This is a genomic window from Clostridium sp. AM46-21, assembly GCF_003480025.1.
In the GTDB taxonomy this organism is placed as follows: domain Bacteria; phylum Bacillota; class Clostridia; order Lachnospirales; family Lachnospiraceae; genus Coprococcus; species Coprococcus ammoniilyticus.
In genome coordinates, this window is record NZ_QUIB01000008.1 from 90,282 (window position 1) to 113,758 (window position 23,477).

A 23,477-nucleotide genomic window follows, 5' to 3' on the forward strand; every position below is an offset into this window, starting at 1 on the left:
TAATGTGGACGCTTGCAGGTCGAATTCAGGATGTCTGGATGAAAGCATCGGAAAAAGAAAGCCTGCATAAATCAAAAGAGTAAATAAAACAGAAGGAGAGTGCCATATGGAATTGATATACAGAAGTACAAGAAATGCAAATGAAACAGCAACCGCATCAGAAGCAATCTTAAAAGGTCTTGCAAATGAAGGAGGATTATTTGTTCCTGACAGTATTCCTGCTCTTGATGTCAGTCTTACAGATCTGGCGCAGATGAACTATCAGCAGGTTGCTTATGAAGTAATGAAGCTGATGTTTACGGATTTTACAGAAGAAGAGTTAAAGCATTGTATCAATTCAGCATATGACAAGAAATTTGATACACCGGAGATCGCACCACTCGTACATAAAGCAGGTGCATATTATCTGGAATTATTCCACGGTTCAACGATTGCATTTAAGGATATGGCATTATCCATTCTTCCTTATCTGCTTACAACATCCGCAAAGAAGAATCATGTAAAGAACGAGATCGTTATTCTGACAGCTACTTCCGGTGATACAGGAAAGGCAGCACTTGCAGGATTTGCAGATGTACCGGGAACAAAGATCATCGTATTCTATCCAAAGCATGGTGTAAGCCCAATCCAGGAGAAGCAGATGGTAACCCAGAAGGGTGAAAACACATTTGTCGTAGGAATTACAGGCAACTTCGATGACGCACAGACAGGTGTTAAGAAGATGTTCTCAGATGAGAAGCTTGCTTCATACATGGACGAGAAAGGATATCAGTTCTCATCCGCCAATTCAATCAATATCGGACGTCTGGTTCCGCAGATGGTTTATTATGTATATGCATATACAAGACTGGTTAAGGACGGTACGATCCAGGCTGGCGACAAGATCAATGTTGTTGTACCAACCGGTAACTTTGGAAATATCCTTGCAGCATATTATGCAAAAGAAATGGGACTTCCGATCGCGAAGTTCGTATGTGCATCAAATGACAATAAGGTATTATATGATTTCTTTACAACAGGTACTTATGACAGAAATCGTGAATTTATCTTAACAACATCACCATCTATGGATATCCTGATCTCAAGCAACTTAGAGAGACTGATCTACAAGATCGCAGGAAATGATGCAGAGAAGAATGCAGCACTGATGAAGCAGTTAAGCACAGAAGGTATATATACGATCACAGATGAGATGAAAGCAAAGCTTGCTGAATTTGCGGGCGGTTATGCAACAGAAGCAGAAACCTCGGCAACGATCAAGAAAGTATATGAGTCGGATTCTTATATCATGGATACACATACAGCAGTAGCAGCAACCGTATATGACAAGTATGTAAAAGAAACAGGAGATAAGACTCCTACGGTTATCGCTTCTACAGCAAGCCCATACAAGTTTACAAGAAGTGTTATGGAATCTATCGATGAAGCTTATGCAGCAAAGAGTGACTTTGAATTAGTCGATGAGCTCTGCAAGTTATCCGGTGTAAAGGTTCCACAGGCAATCGAGGACATCCGTACAGCTCCTGTTCTTCACGACACAGTATGTGACAAAGAAGAAATGGAGAGCGTCGTAAAGAAGTTCTTAAACATCTAAAAACAGATGCCGGTCAGATATGACAGGCAATACAGAAACAGAATAAATGACAGTTCATTAATACCATCCTGTCACTAAACAAAACTAGGAAAAAACGCGCATGAAGGGCATTTTCCTATATGCGCGTTTTTTACATAGGAATGTTATATTGCACAGCTGTCAGTTTGTACGATGTAATCGCCCGACTTGTTTCGTTTCTATTCGGCCTGCACGCCTATTTGTCAGCAGTCGCCCAAACTCACCCATACGGGTTCAAACATGGGCTTGGTGCTGACAGCTAGTGCAGGTCTCATAACGAAACTACACAAATGTCGATGCTTATTACATCGTGCAAGCTGACAACTGTGTAATATAACATTCGAAAATAAAAGAAAGAGGAAGATATGTACAGTTTAAAGACAAATTCAAGTTTTGACAGCGCGCATTTCCTTGCGGGCTATGAGGGTAAATGCAGAAATCTGCACGGACACCGCTGGACGGTTGAAGTTGAAGTCGGCGGCGAGAAGCTGATGCAGGACGGACAGACCAGAGGCATGGTTGTAGATTTTGGAGATCTGAAAAGGGATCTCAGAGAGAAAACAGAAGGGATGGATCATTGCCTGATTATGGAGAAAGGTACATTGAAGGAAAAAACGATGGAAGCACTGGCAGAAGAACAGTTCCGTATCATCGAGCTTCCGATGCGTCCGACAGCAGAGAATCTGGCAAAGTATTTTTATGAATATATGGCAGATAAGGGATATCAGGTGCTTCGTACCACAGTTTATGAGACCCCGACCAATGCAGCGACGTATATGGCATAATAGCAGAAGAAAAACTATATAGCGTAAAATAATATAAGACAAAAAAGACTTAGAATAAATAACAGGCAAGATCAAGGATGTCATAATAGATAAATGACATCGAAGGATATCATATACAAAAAGTAAGAAGGAAATAGAAATGGCAAAATTTAAAGTAGCAGAACGATTTGTCAGCATCAACGGTGAATCCGTAAAAGCCGGAGAACTGGCGGTATTTATTCGTTTTACAGGCTGCAACCTGAATTGCAGTTACTGTGATACCAAATGGGCAAATGAAGCAGATGCCCCATACGAAGAACTGACGGATGCAGAGATCTATGACTATATCAAGCGAACCGGAGTCAGAAACGTGACATTAACCGGTGGAGAACCGTTGATCCAGGAGGATATCGATAAGCTGCTCCTGATGCTGGCGATGGATGAGAAACTTCAGGTAGAAGTAGAGACAAACGGGAGTGTGGATATCGCAGAGTTTAAAGCGTTGACAGACCGGGTAGCATTTACACTTGATTATAAGCTTCCGGGAAGCGGAATGGAAAGCAATATGTGTTTCTCCAATTATAACTATATTGATAAGAAGGATGCGGTAAAGTTCGTATCCGGCTCGATCAAGGATCTGGAAACAGCAAGAGACATTATTCATGAATGGGCATTGGATATCAAATCAAACGTCTATATCAGTCCGGTATACGGCAAGATCAATCCGGAGGATATCGTTGATTTTATGATCGAGAATGAAATGAATGGTGTAAAATTACAGTTACAGCTTCATAAGTATATCTGGGATCCGGAGATGCGTGGAGTGTAAAACGGATGAAACCGCAGATATTGATATTAACATATTATTTGGATAATCGATTAAGAGTAATAAGAGAATGGAGTAGAAATGGCAATTGATAAAGAAGCAATAAAGGAGCATATTCGTGGAATCCTTGTAGCACTTGGTGATGACCCTGACCGGGAAGGCTTAAAAGAGACACCGGACCGTGTTGCGCGAATGTATGAAGAAGTATTTGAGGGAATGAATTATACCAACGATGAGATTGCTGAGATGTTTGGCAAGACATTCAAAGAGGAAGATGCGGCACATACAAGTGATATGGTATTCGTAAAGGATATCGAGGTGTTCAGTTACTGCGAACATCATATGGCACTGATGTATGATATGAAGGTGTCAGTGGCATACATCCCACATGGCAGGGTCTTAGGACTCAGCAAGATCGCACGGATCGCAGACATGGTAGCGAAGCGGTTGCAGCTTCAGGAGCGGATCGGATCCGATATCGCATATGTGGTTGGAAAGGCAGCAGGCTCACCGGATGTAGCCGTATTGATCGAGGCCAATCATAGCTGCATGACAGCAAGGGGCATTAAGAAGCCGGGAACGAAGACCTATACAACGACGTTCCGTGGAGCATTTGAGAATGATGTGAATTTACAGAATAAAGTATTGATGATGAACCGATAGGAGGATATGAAAGATGCAGAATTTGAAGAACAGAGATGAAGCAGTTGTTGTATTCAGTGGTGGACAGGACAGTACGACCTGTCTGTTATGGACACTTAAGAAGTATAAAAAAGTATACGCAGTATCATTTGACTATGGACAAAAGCATGTAAAAGAATTAGAATGTGCAAAGAAGATTGCTGAAAAATTTGGAGTAGAGCATCATATTCTGGATATGAGTCTGTTGAATCAGCTTGCACCAAATTCATTGACAAGAAGAGAGATGAAGGTAGACGAGAATGCGCCGGAGGTCGGTACACCGAATACATTTGTAGATGGAAGAAACATGGTATTCCTGACATTTGTAGCGATCTACGCAAAACAGAAGGGCGTCAGCGACATCATAACAGGTGTCAGCCAGAGTGATTTCTCCGGCTATCCTGACTGCAGAGATATTTTCATCAAATCATTGAATACAACACTGAATCTTGCGATGGACTATGAATTCGATATTATCACACCATTGATGTGGATCGATAAGATGGAGACATGGAAGCTGGCAGATGAACTCGGCGGACTTGATGTTATCAGAGATATGACACTTACTTGTTATAATGGTATTCCGGGTGAAGGATGCGGTCATTGTCCATCCTGTAAGCTCAGAAAAAAAGGATACGATCTTTACATGGAATATAAAAAGAATCACAATGCATAAAGCATAAGTCAGACGGGAACAGAGCAATCGGATAAATGTGTTCCTGTAAACAGTAATGAGGTATGAATATGAAGAAGATGCTGTTTATTGTAAATCCCAAAGCGGGACGAACAACTTTGAAGAATTGTCTTATAGATGTGATAGATGTCTTTTGCAAGAAAGAATATGAAGTCAGAATTTATCTGACACAGGGAGTCGGCGATGCTGCCCGTGTCGTAAAAGAAGAAGGAGAGAACTACGATGTGATCGTATGTGCCGGAGGTGACGGAACGCTTGGTAATACAGTCACAGGATTTATGGAATGTGGACTGAACCGGCCGCTTGGCTATATCCCATGTGGCTCGACAAATGATTATGCCAGAAGTCTTGAGATCCCGAAAGAAGCAATCGAGGCAGCAGAACAGCTTGTCACTGCCGCACCTTTTTCAGTAGATGTCGGAGAATTGAATAAGAATTATTTTGTCTATGTTGCAGCATTTGGCATATTCTCTGATACATCATATGCAACCCCTCAGAATATGAAGAATATTTTAGGACATGCGGCATATGTATTACAGGGTATGAAGAGTCTTGTAAATGTTCCCACATATAATCTGAAGATAGAATTTAATAACCAGACATATACCGGTGAGTTTATGTTCGGTATGATATCGAATTCAGTATCGGTCGGCGGATATAAAAGTCTGACCAGCCATGGAGTTGAATTCGACGATGGTTTATTTGAAGGAGTCCTGATTCGCAAGATCCAGAATCTTGCAGATCTCCAGAGAATCATCAATTCGCTGCTCCTTGGAAATACGAATGAGACCAATATGGTAGCATTCCGAACCAATCGTGTCGTGATCGAGAGCGAAGAACCGATCGCATGGACACTGGATGGAGAGTATGGCGGGGAGTATACCACATCCGAGATCTCTGTACATCGGAGAGCAGTTTCTCTGCTGGTATCACCGGAAGAAGAAAAAGAAGAAGTTAAGTAGTTCAAACTGAGTTGAAAGAAAGAGGTTTACAGTTATGGGTAAATATTTTGGAACAGATGGATTCAGAGGTGAGGCAAATAAGGATCTTACTGTACAGCACAGCTTCAAGGTCGGACGTTATCTTGGCTATTATTATGGCAAGAAGAATCCGGAAGGCAAGGCAAAGGTGGTTATCGGTAAGGATACCAGACGTTCAAGTTATATGTTTGAATATGCATTAGTTGCGGGCTTAACGGCAAGTGGTGCAGATGTATATCTGATGCATGTAACACCGACGCCAAGTGTTTCTTATATTGTCAGAACGGATGGCTTCGACTGTGGAATCATGATCTCGGCAAGCCACAATCCATACTATGACAATGGTATCAAGATCATCAATGGCATGGGTTACAAATTAGAGGCTGCGGTTGAAGAAGAGATCGAGCGTTATATCGATGGTGAGATTCCGGAGATTCCACTGGCTACAAAAGAAAATATCGGATGCACGATTGATTACTCTATGGGAAGAAACCGTTACATGGGATACCTGATGACGATCCCTACCCGATCCTTTAAGAATATGAGAGTTGGCCTGGACTGTGCAAATGGTGCAGCCTATCAGGTTGCAAAGGCAGTATTTGATGCACTCGGAGCAAAGACCTATGTAATCAATAATGATCCGGACGGAACCAATATCAATACAAATTGTGGATCTACCCATATTGAGGGACTGCAGAAGTTTGTAGTAGAAAAAGGACTGGATGTAGGATTTGCTTATGACGGTGATGCAGATCGTTGTCTGTGTGTTGATGATAAGGGTGAGTTAGTAGACGGAGATAAGATCCTGTATGTCTGCGGACGTTATATGAAGGAACGTGGAGAACTGAATAAGAATACCATCGTAACAACGATCATGTCAAACCTTGGCTTATATAAAGCACTGGATAAGAAGGGAATCTCCTATGATAAGACAGCAGTCGGTGACAAATATGTATTTGAATCCATGATGGAGCATGGATATTCTATCGGCGGCGAACAGTCAGGACATATCATCTTCTCCAAATATGCAACGACCGGAGATGGTGTATTGACGTCTTTGAAGATCATGGAAGTTATTCTGGAACGCAAATGTAAATTATCAGAGTGCTTCAAGAGCCTGACGATCTTCCCGCAGCTTCTGGTAAATGTAAAGGTATCCAGTAAGGATGCGGTTATGAATGATCCGGATGTGCAGGCATTAAATCAGAAGATCGCAGAGGAGCTTGGTTCTGACGGAAGACTTCTTCTTCGCCAGAGCGGAACAGAACCGCTTATTCGTGTTATGGTAGAAGCAGAGAGTGATGAGCTCTGCAACAAATATGTATATCAGATGGTAGATCTGATCAAAGAGAAAGGTTATGCAATATAGAGAAAATGGCTGTTAATTTCCGGAATAATTTTTCACATTCCAACATTGACAGAAAAACAGAAAACGTATAAAGTCTTAGTGTGTTAAAAAATAAAATACGAGAGGCAAAACATGAACGAGAATATAAGATCCCATTATTTTGAGAATGATGACAAGATGCATGAAGAATGTGGTGTTTTCGGAATGTATGATTTTGACAACAATGATGTTGCAACCTCCATTTATTATGGATTGTTTGCATTGCAGCATCGAGGACAGGAGAGCTGTGGTATCGCAGTATCAGACACGGAAGGTCCCAAGGGGAAGGTAAGCTCCATGAAGGGCATGGGTCTGGTAAACGAGGTGTACACACCGGAATCCTTTGAGAAATTAAAAGGAAATATCGGTGTCGGACATGTCAGATATTCAACTGCCGGCGCGAGTACGATAGAAAATGCTCAGCCATTAGTCTTGAACTATGTAAAAGGTACACTTGGTCTTGCACACAACGGTAATCTGATCAATGCGCCGGAGCTTCGTAAGGAACTGGCACTTACAGGTGCGATCTTCCAGACGACGATCGACTCCGAGGTTATTGCTTATCATATCGCAAGAGAACGTGTGAACAGTGCAAGTGCCGAGGAAGCAGTTATGAAAGCACTCAGAAAAGTGAAGGGATCTTATTCACTTGTAGTAATGAGTCCAAGAAAGCTGATCGGAGCCAGAGATCCGTTTGGATTCCGCCCGCTCTGTATCGGAAAACGTGATAATGCCTATATTCTTGCATCGGAAAGCTGTGCCCTTGATACGATCGGTGCAGAATTTATCCGTGATGTAGAGCCCGGAGAAGTCGTAACGATCTCACCGGAGTATGGTATTCAGTCCTATAAGGATATGTGTCAGGAGAAGCATGCAAGATGTATCTTTGAATATATCTATTTTGCCCGTCCGGATTCCGTATTTGACGGAATGGGAATCTATGAATCCCGACTGATCGCGGGAAGATGTCTTGCAAAGGACAGTCCGGTAGATGCAGATATGGTTGTAGGTGTTCCGGAATCGGGAAATGCAGCAGCTCAGGGATATTCACTGGAATCCGGCATTCCATACGGAACGGCATTTGTCAAGAATGGCTATGTCGGCAGAACATTCATCAAGCCACAGCAGAGCCAGAGAGAGTCCAGTGTCCGCGTGAAGTTAAATGTATTAAAAGAAGCGGTAAAGGGTAAGCGTATCATTATGATCGATGATTCCATTGTCAGAGGTACAACCTCAGACCGTATCGTAGGAATGCTTCGTGAGGCTGGCGCAAAGGAAGTTCATGTAAGGATCAGTTCGCCTCCGTTCTTATATCCTTGTTATTTTGGAACGGATATCCCGGACAGAGAGCAGTTGATCGCATATAACCGTTCGGTTGATGAGATCTGCAAGATCATCGGCGCCGATTCCCTTGCTTATCTTCGCAAGGAGCGGTTGCTAGAGATCTCCGGTGGAAGACAGTACTGCCACGGCTGCTTTACAGGGGAATATCCGATGGAGCCACCAAAGGAAGATATCCGCGGAGAACATGAGAATTTCAAACGCGGTGAAGATTCAAAAGTAAAATAAAGAAATACAGGAGAGGTAAAAATGAGTACAGACAGATACACAAGCCCATTCTGCGAGAGATATGCAAGTAAAGAAATGCAGTATATTTTCTCTCCGGATAAGAAGTTTAAGACATGGAGAAAATTATGGATCGCCCTTGCAGAAACGGAGTATGAACTCGGCCTTTCTGAAAACGGCAAGCCGGTTATCTCACAGGAGCAGATCAATGAGTTAAAGGCACATGCAGAGGACATCAATTATGATGTAGCAAAAGAGCGTGAGAAGATGGTTCGTCATGATGTTATGAGCCATGTATATGCATACGGCGTTCAGTGCCCAAAGGCTGCCGGCATCATCCATCTGGGAGCAACAAGCTGCTATGTTGGTGATAACACAGATGTTATCGTTATGACAGAGGCTATGAAGCTTGTCAGAAAGAAATTATTAAATGTGATCAACGAACTGTCCAAGTTCGCTATGGAATATAAAGATCTGCCGACACTGGCATTTACCCATTTCCAGCCTGCACAGCCAACAACTGTTGGTAAGCGTGCAACCTTATGGCTTCAGGAACTGATGTTGGATCTGTCTGATCTGGATTACATGATCGGTCAGCAGAAGCTCCTGGGATGTAAGGGAACAACAGGAACACAGGCAAGCTTCTTAGAGCTCTTTAACGGAGATCATGAGAAGGTTCGTCAGATCGATAAGAAGATCGCAGAGAAGATGGGATTTGAAGCATGCTATCCTGTATCAGGACAGACTTATTCCCGTAAGGTAGATTCCAGAGTGTTAAATGTACTTTCCGGTATCGCACAGAGTGCACATAAGTTCTCAAATGATATCCGTTTGTTACAGCACTTAAAAGAGATCGAGGAGCCATTTGAAAAGAACCAGATCGGTTCATCAGCAATGGCATATAAGAGAAATCCGATGAGAAGTGAGAGAATTGCATCTTTATCAAACTACGTTATGGCTGATGCATTAAATCCTGCATTTACAGCAGCAACACAGTGGTTTGAGAGAACACTGGATGATTCCGCAAATAAACGTGTATCTGTTCCGGAAGCATTCCTTGCAATCGACGGTATCTTAGACCTGTATCTGAATGTTGTAGATGGTCTGGTTGTATATGATAAGGTTATCTATCAGAGATTCATGAAGGAGATTCCGTTTATGGCAACTGAGAATATCATGATGGATGCTGTAAAACGTGGCGGCAATCGTCAGGAGCTGCATGAGCTTATCCGTGAATACTCCATGCAGGCAGGCGCAACTGTAAAGAAAGAGGGCAAGGAAAATAACCTTGTTGATCTGATCGCAGCAGATCCTGCATTCGGCATGACCAAGGAAGAGATCGAAGCCATCCTTGAGCCAAAGAACTTTGTCGGACGCGCACCGGAGCAGACCGAAGAATTCATCACAGAGGTTGTAAAGCCGGTACTTGATGCAAATAAAGACATACTTGGCATGACCGCTGAGATCAACGTATAAAAGTTAAATATCACATGAATCAATTAGGGATGCATATCCCCCTGTAATGACGTGTTGTGGTTTCTATTCAGTGCACATACCTGATTCGTAAATGCTCTTGTGCTAACTCGCCTTCGGCTCAAACAAGCACTCGCATTTACTGGTAATGTGCACTTCATAACGAAATCCTCACAATGTCATTACAAGGGGATATGCATCCCTGATTAATTCATGTGATATTTTGTTATAGCGTTATAATCAATATAGATCAGAAGTTCATTAACAGTTAAAGAACCAATTATCGGATGACAGGAAAGCTACAGCAATTCCATCAACTTCATAGCGGCGATGCTCATGCCACGTCTGCGGTCGCTGATGATGCACATGTTCCGCTTGGGAATGTGCTTCTTGAAATTTAACCGGAAGATCTCACCACGGTCAATATAGTTACCGGCAAAGTCGGCCACGATCGATCCGATTCCAAGGTTCCTCTTTGCAAACTGTGCGATCATATCACTGGTTGCAAGCTCGAATTCAGGGGTTAGCGTGACGCCTTCATTTGCAAGAAACTGATCCACATAGGCTCTTGTGCTGGTGTCATTTTCCAGACAGATGATCGGAAGCTTTTGCAGATCCGGATAGTCGAGAACTTTACCTTTCAGGTCGTTAAATCTTGGACCGGCTATAAAGATATCTTCAATCTCCCGCGCGTTTCGAATCTCCATATTCGGATTCTGTGGGAGAGGAGTTGTAACGATACCGAAGTCAATGTTATTTGCAAATAAGTGATCGATCGTACTTGGGGTCGGGGCATTTGTTACATGTACTTTGATGCCGGGATAGAGTTGGTGGAAGCGTTCGAGATGCGGAAGCAGATAGAACTGGAGTGTCATATCACTGGCTCCGATCCGGATCTCGCCGGTTTCTAAGTGCATCAGTCGGGCAAGCTGCTGTTCGCCCATGGAGATTGCCTCGTATCCTTCGGCTACATGTTTGTAGAGAAGTTCGCCTGCACCTGTCAGGGATACACCTTTTTTCGTCCGGATAAACAGGTTGATACCGATTGCATGTTCTAAAGATTTGACCGCCTGACTGACAGCGGGCTGGGATACGCACAGCTCTTTGGCGGCAGCAGAGATACTCGCTGTCTTTGCCACATAGTAGAAGATTTTATAATATTCATAATTAATATTCATAATCGAAGCTCCCGGTTAATTTTATTACAGATAATTGTAAAAACGTTATTAAGGCCATGCATATGCATATATCGGGTATATGTATATCAAATGATGTATACACGATATCAAATATAGAAATGCAGTTATGCTAATTGTTATATTGAAAGTGTAAACCGAATCAATGTATTTGTAAAGAATAAATATAAGCACTACTTATGCTATATATAATTAATATCGATTTTACTTATAATACATACATGCTATAATGTAAAAGTAATTGAGTTCAATTTCGGAAGATATTTCCGGAAAAATGCCATGAAAGCGAGGATAAAAATATGGTAAGAGCGGTTGTCGGAGCCAACTGGGGCGACGAAGGAAAAGGTAAAATAACAGATATGCTGGCGGAAACATCTGATATTATTGTCAGATTTCAGGGTGGTGCAAATGCAGGTCACACAATTGTAAATGACTATGGTAAATTTGCATTGCATACACTTCCGTCCGGTTGTTTCTATGATCATACAACAAGTGTTATCGGAAATGGTGTAGCATTAAATATCCCAGTTCTGTTCAAAGAGCTGAACAGCATCGTAGAAAAGGGAGTTCCAATGCCAAAGATCCTGATCTCAGACAGAGCACAGATGGTTATGCCATATCATATTCTGTTTGATGAGTACGAGGAGGAGAGACTGGCCGGTAAGTCATTCGGATCTACAAAGTCAGGTATCGCACCATTCTATTCAGACAAATATGCAAAGATCGGTTTCCAGGTAAGCGAACTGTTTGACACAGAGGAAGAATTGAAGGATAAGATCAGCAGAGTTATCGCATCCAAGAATGTTCTGCTTGAGTATCTGTATAAGAAGCCACTTCTTACAGTAGATGAAGTATATGAAACATTGATGGAGTACAAGGCTATCGTAGAGCCATATGTATGTGATGTATCCGCATATCTCCATGAAGCGATCAAAGCAGGCAAGACAATTCTGTTAGAAGGTCAGCTCGGAACATTAAAGGATCCGGATCATGGTATTTACCCTATGGTTACATCATCATCTACACTGGCTGCTTATGGTGCGATCGGTGCCGGTATTCCTCCATATGAGATTAAGCAGATCGTAACAGTAGTAAAGGCATATTCAAGTGCTGTAGGTGCCGGTGAGTTCGTCAGCGAGATCTTCGGAGATGAAGCAGATGAGTTAAGACGTCGTGGTGGTGATGGCGGTGAGTACGGTGCAACAACCGGACGTCCAAGACGTATGGGATGGTTCGACTGTGTAGCTTCCAAGTATGGCTGCCGTATGCAGGGAACAACAGATGTAGCATTTACCGTACTTGATGTACTGGGTTATCTGGATGAGATTCCTGTATGTGTCGGATACGATATTGATGGTGAAGTAACAACAGACTTCCCTACAACAGCTAAGTTAAAGAAAGCAAAGCCTGTATATGAGGTTCTGCCGGGATGGAAGACAGATATCCGTGGTATCAAGAACTACGAAGATCTTCCAGAGAACTGCAGAAACTACATTGAGTTCATTGAGAAACATATCGGATATCCGATCACTATGGTTTCAAACGGACCAAAGAGAACTGATATTATCTACAGAAATAAATAAAGAATAAGAATTAAAAAAGAAAATCCATACTGGCAGCAAATGTATTTGAGTGAATATATATGTTGCCGGTATGGATTTTTTAATTATATGAAAAAGCTGTATCAAAAAAATAGCGACGACAGCATTTGTTTGTACAAATCCATCATCGCTATTTTTTTATGCAAGGCTCTTTGGACAACGCTTCAGCATCGCCGGGGTCTCCTGACCGAACTTGCGGCGAAGACGTTTTACAACATAGATATAGGCAGGAATCAGGAAGATATCTGCAAATATCCATGCGAGCGGACTGCCGAGTGCTACAAAGACATAACCGAATTTTGGTACCAGGATAAAGCCTGCGATCGTACGGGCAACCATTTCACAGATACCTGCGATAACGGCAAAGGCGGAATAGCCAAGCCCCTGAATCATAAACCGGACGATATTTACAAGGGCAAGTAGGATGTAAGCTCCTGAGTTGCCAAGCAGGAAATAATATACAAGCTTGATGATCTCTGTCTCTTCTGCATCCAGGAAGAGGAGTGCCAGATTCTTGCCAAATAACAGGATAAATACAAATGCAAGAATCGCATAGGCAATACCGAGTTTGATACATGCCTTTAAGCCGGCATCCACACGATCCATTTTCTTAGCACCGACATTTTGTCCGCCGTAGGTTGCCATTGTCGATCCCATGGCATCAAACGGACAGCAGAGGAACATGGAGATCTTTGTTCCGGCGGATACGGCAGCGATAACGGATTCACCCATCGAATTAACTGCAGCCTGAAGAATAACACTGCCGATCGCTGTGATCGAGTACTGAAGCCCCATCGGAACACCCATACCGCATAAGGTCAGACAGTGGCGCATACTAAATGCCCAGTCCTGTTTTGTAAAATGAAGATATCCGAGCTTCTTACACATATAGATCAGACAGCCGACACCGGAGATTGCCTGTGCAACAACGGTTGCAACAGCAGCACCGGCGACACCCATCGGACGAACTAACAGGATATCCAGTACGATATTTAACAGGGAGGATGCAATCAGACAGACAACAGGGGTTACACTGTCGCCGAGAGAACGCAGGATACCGGAAACCATATTATAAAGGAAGGTTGCAGGTATTCCCATAAATATAATAAATATGTAGATAAATGCCTGATCCAGGATGCTGTCCGGTGTCTTCATCCAGATCAGAATATTTCTGGTAAGAATTCCGACTGCAACTGTCATAACGGCAGCGAAGAAGATCGAAGCCCAGACACAGTTTGTAATGTACTTCTTCATATTATCAGTGTCCTTTGCTCCAAAGGCCTGAGCAACCGGGATGGCAAAACCATTGCAGATACCGATGCAGAAACCGAGTATCATAAAGTTGATCGATCCGGTTGAGCCGACGGCTGCAAGTGCATCGACACCCAGAAATTTACCAACGATGATTGTATCGACCATGTTATAAAATTGCTGGAATAAAAGCCCAAATAATAATGGCAGTCCAAAGTTCAAGATCAGTTTCATAGGATTGCCTTCAGTCAGATCCTTGGAACCGTTAATTTTTTTCAGTAAGTTTTTCAATGATTTTACCTCCTTGTTTATTTTCAGCGCATACTGGATATTACTTCTTTTTATAAGAAAAATCAATCTGGTAAAAATCATGTTTTTTGTCGGGGGTTTTAGTACAAAATGTCATGTTTACTCTGGCTTGCTTTTTATGACTGTAGAAAATATAATAGAGAACAGAAAATATACAGAAAGAACGAGGAAAACACATGCAGCATACCGTAAAGAAAAACAGAGCAACCAGAATTGCATACCGGATGGTTGGTGTATTTTTTGTTGTTATCGGAGCAGCATTTATCCTGTTGATGATCAAATCCCATGGCAGTACCGGTGGTCGTATTTTTAAGCTGGCATTTGGTCTTGCACTTGGAGTATACGGACTGGTGCTGGTGAAATCATCATTTCGAAAATCGGCATTTGATCTGACCTATCATTTTGAAGACGATGAACTGATCATAGAAAAGGGAAAGAAATCTTATCATACACCATATGAGAAGATTACAAATGTGAATCTGGTCATTCCGGATCCGCATTTGCCATATTACATATTGAAGATTGATATAGGAAAAGAGCAATTCGTACTGCCGTTCAGCGGAAAACGTGATAAGTGCGATGCAATCTATTATCATTTATTAAAGAAGATGGGAATTTATCAGGAAAGTGAGACAGAAAGAAGGTAAATCATGAAAGAAAAAATCCTTGCGTTGCTTCGGACAAGCAGTGATTATATATCCGGTCAGGCGATCTGTGAGAAATTAGGTGTCTCAAGAACCGCTGTCTGGAAAAACATCAATGCCTTAAAGGCAGAAGGCTACATTATAGATGCTGTAAATAATAAAGGCTATCGTCTGGTCGGAGAGCCGGATATCGTTACGAAAGAGAAGATAGAGGCAGCACTCACGACATCGGTGATCGGAAGAGAACTGTATTATTATGATGAGACGGATTCCACAAATATACGGGCAAAGCTTGCAGGAGAGACAGATGGAACACACGGAGCGTTGTTTGTTGCAAACGAACAGAATGCAGGACGAGGAAGAAGAGGAAGGGCATGGAGCACCCCGAAGGGAACCAGCATAGCCATGACATTTCTGCTCCGTCCGGATGTGCCGATCGAGAATGTATCCAGACTTACGATCCTTTCGGCACTTGCAACGGCGCGTGCTCTTGCCGATACAGCGGGCTTACAGGCACAGATCAAATGGCCGAATGATGTTGTAGTCGGCGGCAAGAAGATCTGTGGCATTCTTACAGAGATGAGTTCGGAAGGTATGGATATCAAATATGCAGTTGTAGGTATCGGTATCAATGTATCCATGATGGAATTTCCGGAAGAACTGGCAGATAAGGCGACATCGATCAAGCTGGAAAACGGAACCGGCTGTGACAGAAGCAAACTGGTCGCCAGTGTGGCAAATCATTTTGAAGAGCTGTATGACGCATTTGTCAAATGCCAGGATCTTCAGTTCATGCTGGATGAATATAATTCCATCCTTGTGAACAAGGATGAACAGGTCTATGTGATCGAAGGATATAACCGGACAGAATACACAGCCCTCGGACTTGCACCAAATGGAGGACTTCGTGTGAAGGATAAAGATGGACAGGAGTCGATCATTATATCCGGGGAAGTGTCCGTGCGCGGAATTTACGGATATGTGTAAAAAACTTTCAAAAAACTGGAAATAGCAACATTTTTCATGTATAATTCTAGGCGTGTATAAAAACAGGTAAGTAATTAGAACTATAATAAAAGAACATGGAGGAACGAGCAAGATGGAAAAAATTCAAATGACTACCCCTTTAGTAGAGATGGATGGAGATGAGATGACCAGGATTCTCTGGAAGATGATCAAGGATGAACTGATCTATCCATTTATCGATCTGAAATCCGAGTATTACGATCTGGGACTTGAATATAGAAATGAGACAAATGATCAGGTAACATTTGATTCTGCATATGCAACACAGAAGTATGGCGTAGCTGTTAAATGTGCAACAATCACACCAAATGCTGCACGTATGACAGAGTATGATCTGAAGGAAATGTGGAAGAGTCCAAATGGAACGATCCGTGCAATCCTCGACGGAACTGTATTCCGTACACCAATCATCGTAAAGGGCATTGAGCCATGTGTAAAGAACTGGAAGGCTCCTATTACAATCGCAAGACATGCATATGGTGATGTATATAAGAACGTAGAGATCAAGGTTCCGGGTGCCGGTAAGGCTGAACTGGTGTTTACAGGTGCAGATGGTACAGTGATCAAAGAGACGATCCATGAATTCGACGGACCGGGTGTGATCCAGGGACAGCACAACATCAATAAGTCAATCGAAAGCTTTGCAAGATGCTGCTTCAACTATGCGCTGGATATCAAGCAGACAATCTGGTTTGCAACCAAGGATACGATTTCAAAGAAATACGACCATACATTCAAAGATATCTTCCAGGAGATCTTTGATAAAGAATACAAAGAGAAATTCGATGCAGCAGGTATTGAATATTTCTATACACTGATTGATGATGCTGTAGCAAGAGTTATGAAATCCGAGGGTGGATTCATCTGGGCATGTAAGAACTACGATGGTGACGTAATGAGTGATATGATATCATCTGCATTTGGTTCACTGGCCATGATGACATCTGTACTGGTTTCCCCAGATGGAAAGTATGAGTACGAAGCTGCACACGGAACAGTTCAGAGACACTACTACAAGCACTTAAAGGGTGAAGAAACATCCACAAACTCTGTTGCAACAATCTTTGCATGGACAGGTGCACTTAGAAAACGTGGTGAACTCGATGGCATCGACGCTCTGGTTGATTTCGCAAACAAGCTTGAGAAAGCGACGATCGCAACGATCGAATCCGGAAAGATGACAAAGGATCTTGCACTTATCACAACCCTTGAGAATCCAACTGTATTAAACAGCGAGAACTTCATCAAGGCAATCCGTGAGACCTTAGAGGGCATGTTATAAAATAACTATAAAAATGTTGTTTTTATAATATGATTTGAGTATAATAAATATAAGAATAGAGATATTCTCGATGAAAGAGCATCGTAAAAAGTTGGGCTGCAAATGGAGCAGGGTAAAAAATCCATTTCATTAGATATCTTAATTGATATCGAGCCGTGCAATCAGGATATGGTTGTAGTCCACGTGGGGGACTTAATGATTTCCACGCCGATTTAGATATCTTAACTGGGTATCGAGGCTGACAACCAGCATAAAACTCTTTATGAAGAATACAAAGAGGAGTGTGGTTTTCATCACACTCCTCTTTGCATATGATGAGGTGTGAATGGCTACAAAGACAGAAAAAAGGAAGGCAGTATGCCTTCCTTTTTATGTAGACTTGCAAACAACGGAGTTATGTGGTACACTCTAACTAATTTTGTGGTACTATAAATAATAGTAGGCAATTGCGAAAACAATAGTCTGAATGTTGTTTGGATACTTTGACTTACTAATACAGGGGTATTTGAGGTCGCCGGTCCTTAGATGGCGCATTAAGCGGCATCTTAGTACCGCTGCAGACCGAAACGAGCGAAAGCGTCCCCTGATTGGTAAGGTCAAAAGTATCCAAACATAGTAAAGAGTAGTATTGCAATTGCCTAATAAAACCCAGACAAGGAGACATACCATGGTTATTACAGACGAAACAATCGATTATGTAGGTATCTGGCGAAACTTGAGCTTTCCGATGAGGAGAAGGAGCAGGCAAAGAAAGATATGTCAGATATGCTTGACTATGTAAGTAAGTTAAACGAACTGGACACTGAGAATGTGGAAGCAATGAGCCATACATTTTCTTATAATAATGTATTCCGTGAAGATGAAGTAACAAATGGCGACGACAGAGAGAATATGCTGTCAAATGCACCGGAGCAGAAAGATGGCTGCTATAAGGTGCCAAGAACATTTGATTAGGAGGTAACGGACATTGGATATGATGAGTATGACAGCAGTAGAGCTTGGAAAGAAGATCAAGGCCGGAGAGATCTCCGTTATGGAAGCAACCAAAGCCTGCATCGAGAATATAAAGACATACGACAAAGAATATAACTGTTTTATCACCGTAGATGAAGAAGGTGCATTCAAACAGGCAGAAGAAATACAGAAGAAGATCGACAGCGGCGAGCTGACAGGCCCGTTGGCAGGTGTACCGATCGCGATCAAGGATAATATGTGTCAGAATGGTGTACTTACCACCTGCGCATCCAAGATCTTATCAAACTTCGTACCGACCTATACATCAGATGCTGTTGTGAAATTAATGGAAGCAGGAGCCGTGATCGTAGGCAAGACAAATATGGATGAGTTCGCGATGGGAAGTACAACCGAGACTTCTTATTATGGCGAGACAAAGAATCCATGGGATACAAATAAAGTTCCGGGTGGTTCTTCCGGTGGATCAGCAGCCGCTGTTGCAGCAGAAGAAGTACCGTGTGCACTCGGTTCCGATACCGGTGGATCGATCCGTCAGCCGGCAGCATTTTGTGGTGTAACAGGAATCAAGCCAACTTACGGCAGAGTATCCAGATACGGTCTGGTTGCATATGGTTCATCTCTTGACCAGATCGGACCACTTGCAAAGGATGTAACAGACTGTGCAACGATATTAGAGATCATTTCCCGGTATGATAAGAAAGATTCTACATCTGTAGAACGTATGGATAATGATTTTACAAGCGCATTAAAGGACGATGTAAAAGGTATGCGCATCGGACTTCCAAAGGACTATTTCACAGAAGGACTGGATCCTGAGATCAAGGATGCTGTGTACCATGTAGCTGAAGTGTTAAAAGAAAAAGGTGCGATCGTGGAAGAATTTGACCTTGGTATGGTAGAATATGCAATTCCTGCATATTATATCATTGCATCCGCAGAGGCAAGCTCGAATCTGGAACGTTTCGACGGCGTAAAATACGGCTATCGTACAGCAGAGTACACAGACCTTCACAACATGTATAAGAAGACACGTTCCGAAGGCTTCGGCGCAGAAGTAAAGAGACGTATCATGTTAGGCTCCTTTACCCTGTCATCCGGTTACTATGATGCATACTATGTAAAAGCACTTAAGGTAAAAGCCCTGATCAAACAGGCATATGATAAAGCATTTGCAAAATACGATATCATCCTCGGCCCAGTTGCTCCGACAACGGCACTGACCATGGGTGAATCCTTATCCGATCCGATCAAGATGTATCTGGGCGATGTATACACCGTTCCGGTTAACCTTGCAGGACTTCCGGGTATTTCCCTTCCATGCGGGTACGACAAAGACGGCATGCCGATCGGTGTCCAGATGGTAGGAGATGCATTTAACGAGAAAGCAATCATTCAGGCGGCATATGCATTTGAGCAGACAAGAGAGTACAAGCAGCCTGCCGCTGTAGCAGAAAGGGGTCTGTAAGATGAGTAAAGTATACGAAACCGTGATCGGTCTGGAGGTTCATGTAGAGCTTGCGACAAAGACGAAGATATTCTGCGGCTGCAGTACCGCATTTGGTGGTGCACCGAATACACATACATGTCCGGTCTGTACCGGTATGCCGGGTTCCCTTCCGGTACTGAATAAAGGGGTAGTAGAAAAAGCAGTTGCTGTCGGTCTTGCAACCAACTGTACGATCACACAGAACTGTAAATTTGACCGTAAGAATTATTTCTATCCGGATAACCCACAGAACTATCAGATCTCTCAGCTGTACTACCCAATCTGCAGAAATGGAAAGGTAGAGATCGAAGTGGAGGGCAAGAAGAAATTCGTAAGGATCCATGAGATCCATATGGAAGAGGATGCAGGTAAACTGGTACATGATCCATATACAGACAGTTCACTGGTCGATTTCAACCGTTCCGGTGTACCTCTGATCGAGATCGTATCTGAGCCGGATATGCGTTCTGCGGAAGAAGTAATTGCTTATCTTGAGAAATTACGTCTGATCATCCAGTATCTCGGAGCATCAGACTGTAAGTTAAATGAAGGTTCGATGCGTGCCGATGTCAACCTGTCTGTTCGTGAAGTCGGAGCAGAAGAATTCGGAACAAGAACAGAGACAAAGAACCTGAACTCATTCAAGGCTATCGCCCATGCGATCGAGAATGAGAGAGAACGTCAGATCGATCTGATCGAAGCAGGCGAAAAGGTTGTACAGGAGACCAGAAGATGGGATGATACCAAGGAATATTCATATCCGATGCGTTCCAAAGAGGATGCACAGGATTATCGTTATTTCCCTGATCCTGACCTTGTACCGGTACAGATCAGTGACGAGTGGATGGAGGAGATCCGAAGCCGTCAGCCGGAATTCCGGGATGAGAAGAAGATCCGGTATAAAGAAGAGTATGATATCCCAGACTATGATATAGATATCATTACAAATACAAAGAAGATGGCAGACCTTTTCGAGGAGACGATCGCTCTCGGAGCAAATCCGAAGAAGGTATCCAACTGGCTGATGGGAGAGACCATGCGTCTGATGAAAGAACATTCCATCGATGCAGATGAGTTGTCATTTAGCGCAGAGCACCTTGCAAAGCTGATACAGATGGTAGATGCGAAAGCCATCAACAGCAATGTCGCAAAGGAAGTATTTGAGAAGATATTTACAGATGATATTGAACCGGAAAGCTATGTAAAAGAACATGGACTCGCCACCGTAAATGATGAAGGTGCACTCCGCAAGGTCGTAGAAGAAGTTATTGCCAATAATCCAAAAGCAATCGAAGACTTCCGTGGCGGAAAAGAAAAAGCACTTGGCGCATTGGTTGGACAGACCATGAAAGCAATGAAGGGCAAGGCAGATCCGGCATCCGTAAACCAGATGCTCCGTGAACTGTTAAAATAATCGATACCAATAGAAAAAAATGAAGAGAAAGCAGGTGGCATATCCACCTGGTGACCACCTCTCATGGTGGGATGGAGATTGATATGGAAGAAACCAGACATGTGAGAAAGAGAGACATTTACAAACGTATTATCACATTTTCGGAAGGCGTGCTTCTGTTAGCTGCGGAAGTACTGCTGTTTGCGAGAATGTGGTATACCGAATATGCAGATAATACTCAGGCTATCCAGATTCCGTTCTGGAACAAAGGTAACTGGGCGGTAATCGGTATGTATGCGATTATCATTTATCTGTTTACGAAGCTGTATGGTGGTTATAAAGTAGGCTTCCTCCGGGTGATGGATGTTCTCTTTTCACAGATATTATCATTGGTCTGTGCAAATATCGTAGGTTATGTCGAGCTGTGTATCATTGCCCGTAATTATCTGCCGGCACTGAACATGATCGAGCTTACATTCTTAGAGATCATAGTTATATTTATATGGGTATTTGTCTGTAGGATGATGTACCGTAAGTTTTATCCTCCAAGACATTTACTGCTTGTCTACGGATATAAGACACCGACCGAATTCATTGATAAGATCAATGCCAGAAAAGACAAATACATCATTGCTGACCGTATTCATGTCAGTGAAGGTGAGAAAGCATTAAAAGAAAAAATCTTACAGTACGATGGTATTATCCTTTGTGAGACAAAGGCATATATCAGAAACGAATTGGTAAAATACTGCTTCGAGCATTCGATCCGTTCGTATGTGGTACCGAAGTTATCGGATATCATTATCTTAGGAGCAGAACCGATCCATTTGTTTGATACACCGTTATTATTATCCAGAAACCAGGGACTGACAGGAGAAGATATGATCTTCAAGCGTCTGATGGATATCATCGTATCCCTGATCATGATCATTATCTTTTCACCGTTTATGATCCTGATCGCACTTGCGATCAAGCTCTATGACAGAGGCCCTGTATTCTATAAACAGGATCGTCTGACCTTAAATGGCAGGGTATTCAAGATCATGAAATTCAGAAGTATGCGGATGGACTCCGAGGAACATGGCGCACAGCTTGCAAGAAAGCATGATGACAGAATCACACCGGTTGGCCGTGTGATCCGTGCCACACACTTAGACGAGCTGCCACAGCTCTTTAATATCTTAAAGGGCGATATGTCAGTCGTAGGCCCTAGACCGGAGCGTCCGGAGATCGCAGCACAGTATAGGGAGACTTTCCCGGAATTCGACTATCGTCTGAAGATGAAGGCCGGACTTACCGGATATGCACAGGTTTACGGTAAATATAACACCACACCGAGAGATAAGGTGAAGCTTGACCTGACATATTATGAGCAGTATTCCTTATGGCTGGATCTGAAGCTGATCCTGCTGACCTTCAAGATCTTATTCCAGAAGGAGAATACAGAGGGAATTGATGCAAATCAGACGACAGCGATCCGCGAAGACAAGACAAAGAAAACAGGCATCAAGCATCCGCATGATGAAGCCGAGGATGCCTTCTATAGTGTAGAGGAAAAGAAATAAATGAAACCAGAAGTATCCGTGATCATTCCGGCATATAATTGCAGCAGAACAATTAAACAGGCAATCGATTCCGCACTTTGTCAGGATGTGATATCAGAGATCATCGTGATCAACGACTGTTCACCGGAGGATCTGACGGAGTGTCTGGCAGAATATAAAAGCAATCCACAGGTCAGACTATATAAGAATGAAACCAATCTTGGCGTAGCAGCAACGAGAAATAAAGGTGTGCAGCTTGCAGAGGGCGAATATGTAGCATTCTTAGATTCCGATGATATCTGGCGGTCGGGAAAGCTCTCAAAGCAGCTTGCTGTTATGAAGAAGACCGGAGTGGTATTATCCTCAACTGCCAGAGAACTGATGGAAGAGGACGGAACCCATACCGGACGGATCTTACCGGTACCGGAGAACATCACTTACAAGATGCTGCTGTATGGGAATGTGATCAACTGCTCATCCGTAGTGATGAAGCGGGAGGTGGCAGCAGAGTTCCCGATGGGGGATGATGATGCTCACGAGGATTATATCTGCTGGCTGCAAATCCTTAAGAAATACGGGGAGGCAGCAGGCATCAATGAACCGTTATTGCTTTACCGGATGGTGAAGAACAGTAAATCAGGTTCCAAATTACATTCTGCAAAGATGACATATCAGGTATACCGGAAGATGGGATTTGGAACAGTGAAGTCACTTGGATATTTTGCAGGATATGCGATACATGGAGTAAAGAAATATTTTCTTTAAATAAAAAGAAACGGAGCAGGGA

At 42.8% G+C, this 23,477-nt stretch carries 19 protein-coding genes and 1 pseudogene; 18 read left to right on the forward strand and 2 right to left on the reverse strand.

All coding sequences use genetic code 11. From position 1 onward, the window contains the following. The first annotated feature begins 106 nt into the window (after positions 1–106). The 9 genes from thrC (at position 107) to purB (ending at position 9,986) form a co-directional block, all read left to right on the forward strand. Positions 107–1,594 (forward strand): threonine synthase, encoded by a 1,488-nt coding sequence (gene thrC / locus DW959_RS07215; protein WP_118615796.1) that lies wholly within the window; start codon positions 107–109, stop codon positions 1,592–1,594. A 383-nt stretch (positions 1,595–1,977) separates the two neighbouring features. Continuing rightward, a complete protein-coding gene (queD, locus tag DW959_RS07220) occupies positions 1,978–2,397 on the forward strand; it encodes a 6-carboxytetrahydropterin synthase QueD (protein ID WP_117808473.1) in 420 nt (139 codons plus the stop codon). A gap of 139 nt (positions 2,398–2,536) precedes the next feature. Continuing rightward, positions 2,537–3,205: a putative 7-carboxy-7-deazaguanine synthase QueE gene (gene queE, locus DW959_RS07225; protein WP_118615798.1), complete on the forward strand. Its 669-nt coding sequence runs from the start codon at positions 2,537–2,539 to the stop codon at positions 3,203–3,205. A gap of 78 nt (positions 3,206–3,283) precedes the next feature. Next, positions 3,284–3,865, forward strand: coding sequence for a GTP cyclohydrolase I FolE (gene folE, locus DW959_RS07230; RefSeq protein ID WP_008401371.1), 582 nt, complete (start codon positions 3,284–3,286; stop codon positions 3,863–3,865). A 13-nt stretch (positions 3,866–3,878) separates the two neighbouring features. After that, a complete protein-coding gene (queC, locus tag DW959_RS07235; protein WP_118615800.1) occupies positions 3,879–4,559 on the forward strand; it encodes a 7-cyano-7-deazaguanine synthase QueC in 681 nt (226 codons plus the stop codon). Positions 4,560–4,627: 68 nt separating this feature from the next. Beyond that, on the forward strand, positions 4,628–5,539 hold the full coding sequence (locus DW959_RS07240; RefSeq protein WP_117808470.1) for a diacylglycerol kinase family protein: 912 nt from the start codon (positions 4,628–4,630) through the stop codon (positions 5,537–5,539). A 34-nt stretch (positions 5,540–5,573) separates the two neighbouring features. Beyond that, on the forward strand, positions 5,574–6,926 hold the full coding sequence (gene glmM / locus DW959_RS07245; RefSeq protein WP_117808469.1) for a phosphoglucosamine mutase: 1,353 nt from the start codon (positions 5,574–5,576) through the stop codon (positions 6,924–6,926). A 111-nt stretch (positions 6,927–7,037) separates the two neighbouring features. Next, positions 7,038–8,513: an amidophosphoribosyltransferase gene (gene purF, locus DW959_RS07250; protein ID WP_118483934.1), complete on the forward strand. Its 1,476-nt coding sequence runs from the start codon at positions 7,038–7,040 to the stop codon at positions 8,511–8,513. A 21-nt stretch (positions 8,514–8,534) separates the two neighbouring features. Continuing rightward, the gene (purB, locus tag DW959_RS07255; protein ID WP_118615802.1) at positions 8,535–9,986 is read left to right on the forward strand and encodes an adenylosuccinate lyase; all 1,452 of its coding nucleotides are present in this window, start codon (positions 8,535–8,537) and stop codon (positions 9,984–9,986) included. Positions 9,987–10,282: 296 nt separating this feature from the next. On the opposite strand, the gene DW959_RS07260 is transcribed toward purB, so the two are convergent. After that, the gene (locus tag DW959_RS07260) at positions 10,283–11,161 is read right to left on the reverse strand and encodes a LysR family transcriptional regulator (RefSeq protein ID WP_118615804.1); all 879 of its coding nucleotides are present in this window, start codon (positions 11,159–11,161) and stop codon (positions 10,283–10,285) included. Between the two features lie 317 nt (positions 11,162–11,478). On the opposite strand from DW959_RS07260, the gene DW959_RS07265 reads away from it, so the two are divergent. After that, entirely contained in the window at positions 11,479–12,762 is a 1,284-nt protein-coding gene (locus DW959_RS07265) for an adenylosuccinate synthase (protein WP_021944858.1), read from the forward strand. Positions 12,763–12,918: 156 nt separating this feature from the next. On the opposite strand, the gene DW959_RS07270 is transcribed toward DW959_RS07265, so the two are convergent. Further along, complete coding sequence (locus DW959_RS07270) at positions 12,919–14,265, reverse strand: MATE family efflux transporter (protein ID WP_118615814.1); 1,347 nt, start codon at positions 14,263–14,265, stop codon at positions 12,919–12,921. A gap of 251 nt (positions 14,266–14,516) precedes the next feature. Here DW959_RS07270 and DW959_RS07275 point away from each other — a divergent pair, with 251 nt between their 5' ends. The 8 genes and pseudogenes from DW959_RS07275 to DW959_RS07310 all read left to right on the forward strand — a co-directional run bounded on the left by DW959_RS07275 (position 14,517) and on the right by DW959_RS07310 (position 23,455). Then, entirely contained in the window at positions 14,517–14,987 is a 471-nt protein-coding gene (locus tag DW959_RS07275) for a hypothetical protein (RefSeq protein ID WP_021944860.1), read from the forward strand. Positions 14,988–14,990: 3 nt separating this feature from the next. Next, on the forward strand, positions 14,991–15,971 hold the full coding sequence (locus DW959_RS07280; RefSeq protein WP_117808465.1) for a biotin--[acetyl-CoA-carboxylase] ligase: 981 nt from the start codon (positions 14,991–14,993) through the stop codon (positions 15,969–15,971). Positions 15,972–16,083: 112 nt separating this feature from the next. Beyond that, positions 16,084–17,292 carry an NADP-dependent isocitrate dehydrogenase gene (locus tag DW959_RS07285; RefSeq protein WP_008401383.1) on the forward strand — a complete coding sequence of 403 codons (1,209 nt, stop codon included), beginning with the start codon at positions 16,084–16,086 and terminating at the stop codon, positions 17,290–17,292. Positions 17,293–17,959: 667 nt separating this feature from the next. Continuing rightward, positions 17,960–18,246: pseudogene (gene gatC, locus DW959_RS07290) on the forward strand (Asp-tRNA(Asn)/Glu-tRNA(Gln) amidotransferase subunit GatC). Positions 18,247–18,265: 19 nt separating this feature from the next. Further along, a complete protein-coding gene (gene gatA / locus DW959_RS07295; protein ID WP_347475340.1) occupies positions 18,266–19,732 on the forward strand; it encodes an Asp-tRNA(Asn)/Glu-tRNA(Gln) amidotransferase subunit GatA in 1,467 nt (488 codons plus the stop codon). 1 nt (position 19,733) lies between these two features. After that, positions 19,734–21,167, forward strand: a complete 1,434-nt coding sequence (gene gatB, locus DW959_RS07300) for an Asp-tRNA(Asn)/Glu-tRNA(Gln) amidotransferase subunit GatB (RefSeq protein ID WP_008401386.1) — start codon at positions 19,734–19,736, stop codon at positions 21,165–21,167. An 83-nt stretch (positions 21,168–21,250) separates the two neighbouring features. After that, positions 21,251–22,711, forward strand: a complete 1,461-nt coding sequence (locus DW959_RS07305; protein WP_117785109.1) for an exopolysaccharide biosynthesis polyprenyl glycosylphosphotransferase — start codon at positions 21,251–21,253, stop codon at positions 22,709–22,711. Then, complete coding sequence (locus DW959_RS07310; protein WP_117808461.1) at positions 22,712–23,455, forward strand: glycosyltransferase family A protein; 744 nt, start codon at positions 22,712–22,714, stop codon at positions 23,453–23,455. The last annotated feature ends 22 nt before the right edge of the window (positions 23,456–23,477 follow it).

What these genes read in the sequence shown, in the direction of transcription:
- queD (WP_117808473.1), top strand. Translation starts at nt 1,978, where the DNA reads ATGTACAGTTTAAAGACAAATTCAAGTTTTGACAGCGCGCATTTCCTT.
- DW959_RS07275 (WP_021944860.1), top strand. Translation starts at nt 14,517, where the DNA reads ATGCAGCATACCGTAAAGAAAAACAGAGCAACCAGAATTGCATACCGG.
- gatA (WP_347475340.1), top strand. Translation starts at nt 18,266, where the DNA reads ATGATGAGTATGACAGCAGTAGAGCTTGGAAAGAAGATCAAGGCCGGA.
- DW959_RS07285 (WP_008401383.1), top strand. Translation starts at nt 16,084, where the DNA reads ATGGAAAAAATTCAAATGACTACCCCTTTAGTAGAGATGGATGGAGAT.
- DW959_RS07240 (WP_117808470.1), top strand. Translation starts at nt 4,628, where the DNA reads ATGAAGAAGATGCTGTTTATTGTAAATCCCAAAGCGGGACGAACAACT.
- folE (WP_008401371.1), top strand. Translation starts at nt 3,284, where the DNA reads ATGGCAATTGATAAAGAAGCAATAAAGGAGCATATTCGTGGAATCCTT.
- queC (WP_118615800.1), top strand. Translation starts at nt 3,879, where the DNA reads ATGCAGAATTTGAAGAACAGAGATGAAGCAGTTGTTGTATTCAGTGGT.
- gatB (WP_008401386.1), top strand. Translation starts at nt 19,734, where the DNA reads ATGAGTAAAGTATACGAAACCGTGATCGGTCTGGAGGTTCATGTAGAG.
- queE (WP_118615798.1), top strand. Translation starts at nt 2,537, where the DNA reads ATGGCAAAATTTAAAGTAGCAGAACGATTTGTCAGCATCAACGGTGAA.
- DW959_RS07260 (WP_118615804.1), bottom strand. Translation starts at nt 11,161, where the DNA reads ATGAATATTAATTATGAATATTATAAAATCTTCTACTATGTGGCAAAG.
- purB (WP_118615802.1), top strand. Translation starts at nt 8,535, where the DNA reads ATGAGTACAGACAGATACACAAGCCCATTCTGCGAGAGATATGCAAGT.
- purF (WP_118483934.1), top strand. Translation starts at nt 7,038, where the DNA reads ATGAACGAGAATATAAGATCCCATTATTTTGAGAATGATGACAAGATG.
- thrC (WP_118615796.1), top strand. Translation starts at nt 107, where the DNA reads ATGGAATTGATATACAGAAGTACAAGAAATGCAAATGAAACAGCAACC.
- DW959_RS07270 (WP_118615814.1), bottom strand. Translation starts at nt 14,265, where the DNA reads ATGAAACTGATCTTGAACTTTGGACTGCCATTATTATTTGGGCTTTTA.
- DW959_RS07310 (WP_117808461.1), top strand. Translation starts at nt 22,712, where the DNA reads ATGAAACCAGAAGTATCCGTGATCATTCCGGCATATAATTGCAGCAGA.
- DW959_RS07280 (WP_117808465.1), top strand. Translation starts at nt 14,991, where the DNA reads ATGAAAGAAAAAATCCTTGCGTTGCTTCGGACAAGCAGTGATTATATA.
- glmM (WP_117808469.1), top strand. Translation starts at nt 5,574, where the DNA reads ATGGGTAAATATTTTGGAACAGATGGATTCAGAGGTGAGGCAAATAAG.
- DW959_RS07265 (WP_021944858.1), top strand. Translation starts at nt 11,479, where the DNA reads ATGGTAAGAGCGGTTGTCGGAGCCAACTGGGGCGACGAAGGAAAAGGT.
- DW959_RS07305 (WP_117785109.1), top strand. Translation starts at nt 21,251, where the DNA reads ATGGAAGAAACCAGACATGTGAGAAAGAGAGACATTTACAAACGTATT.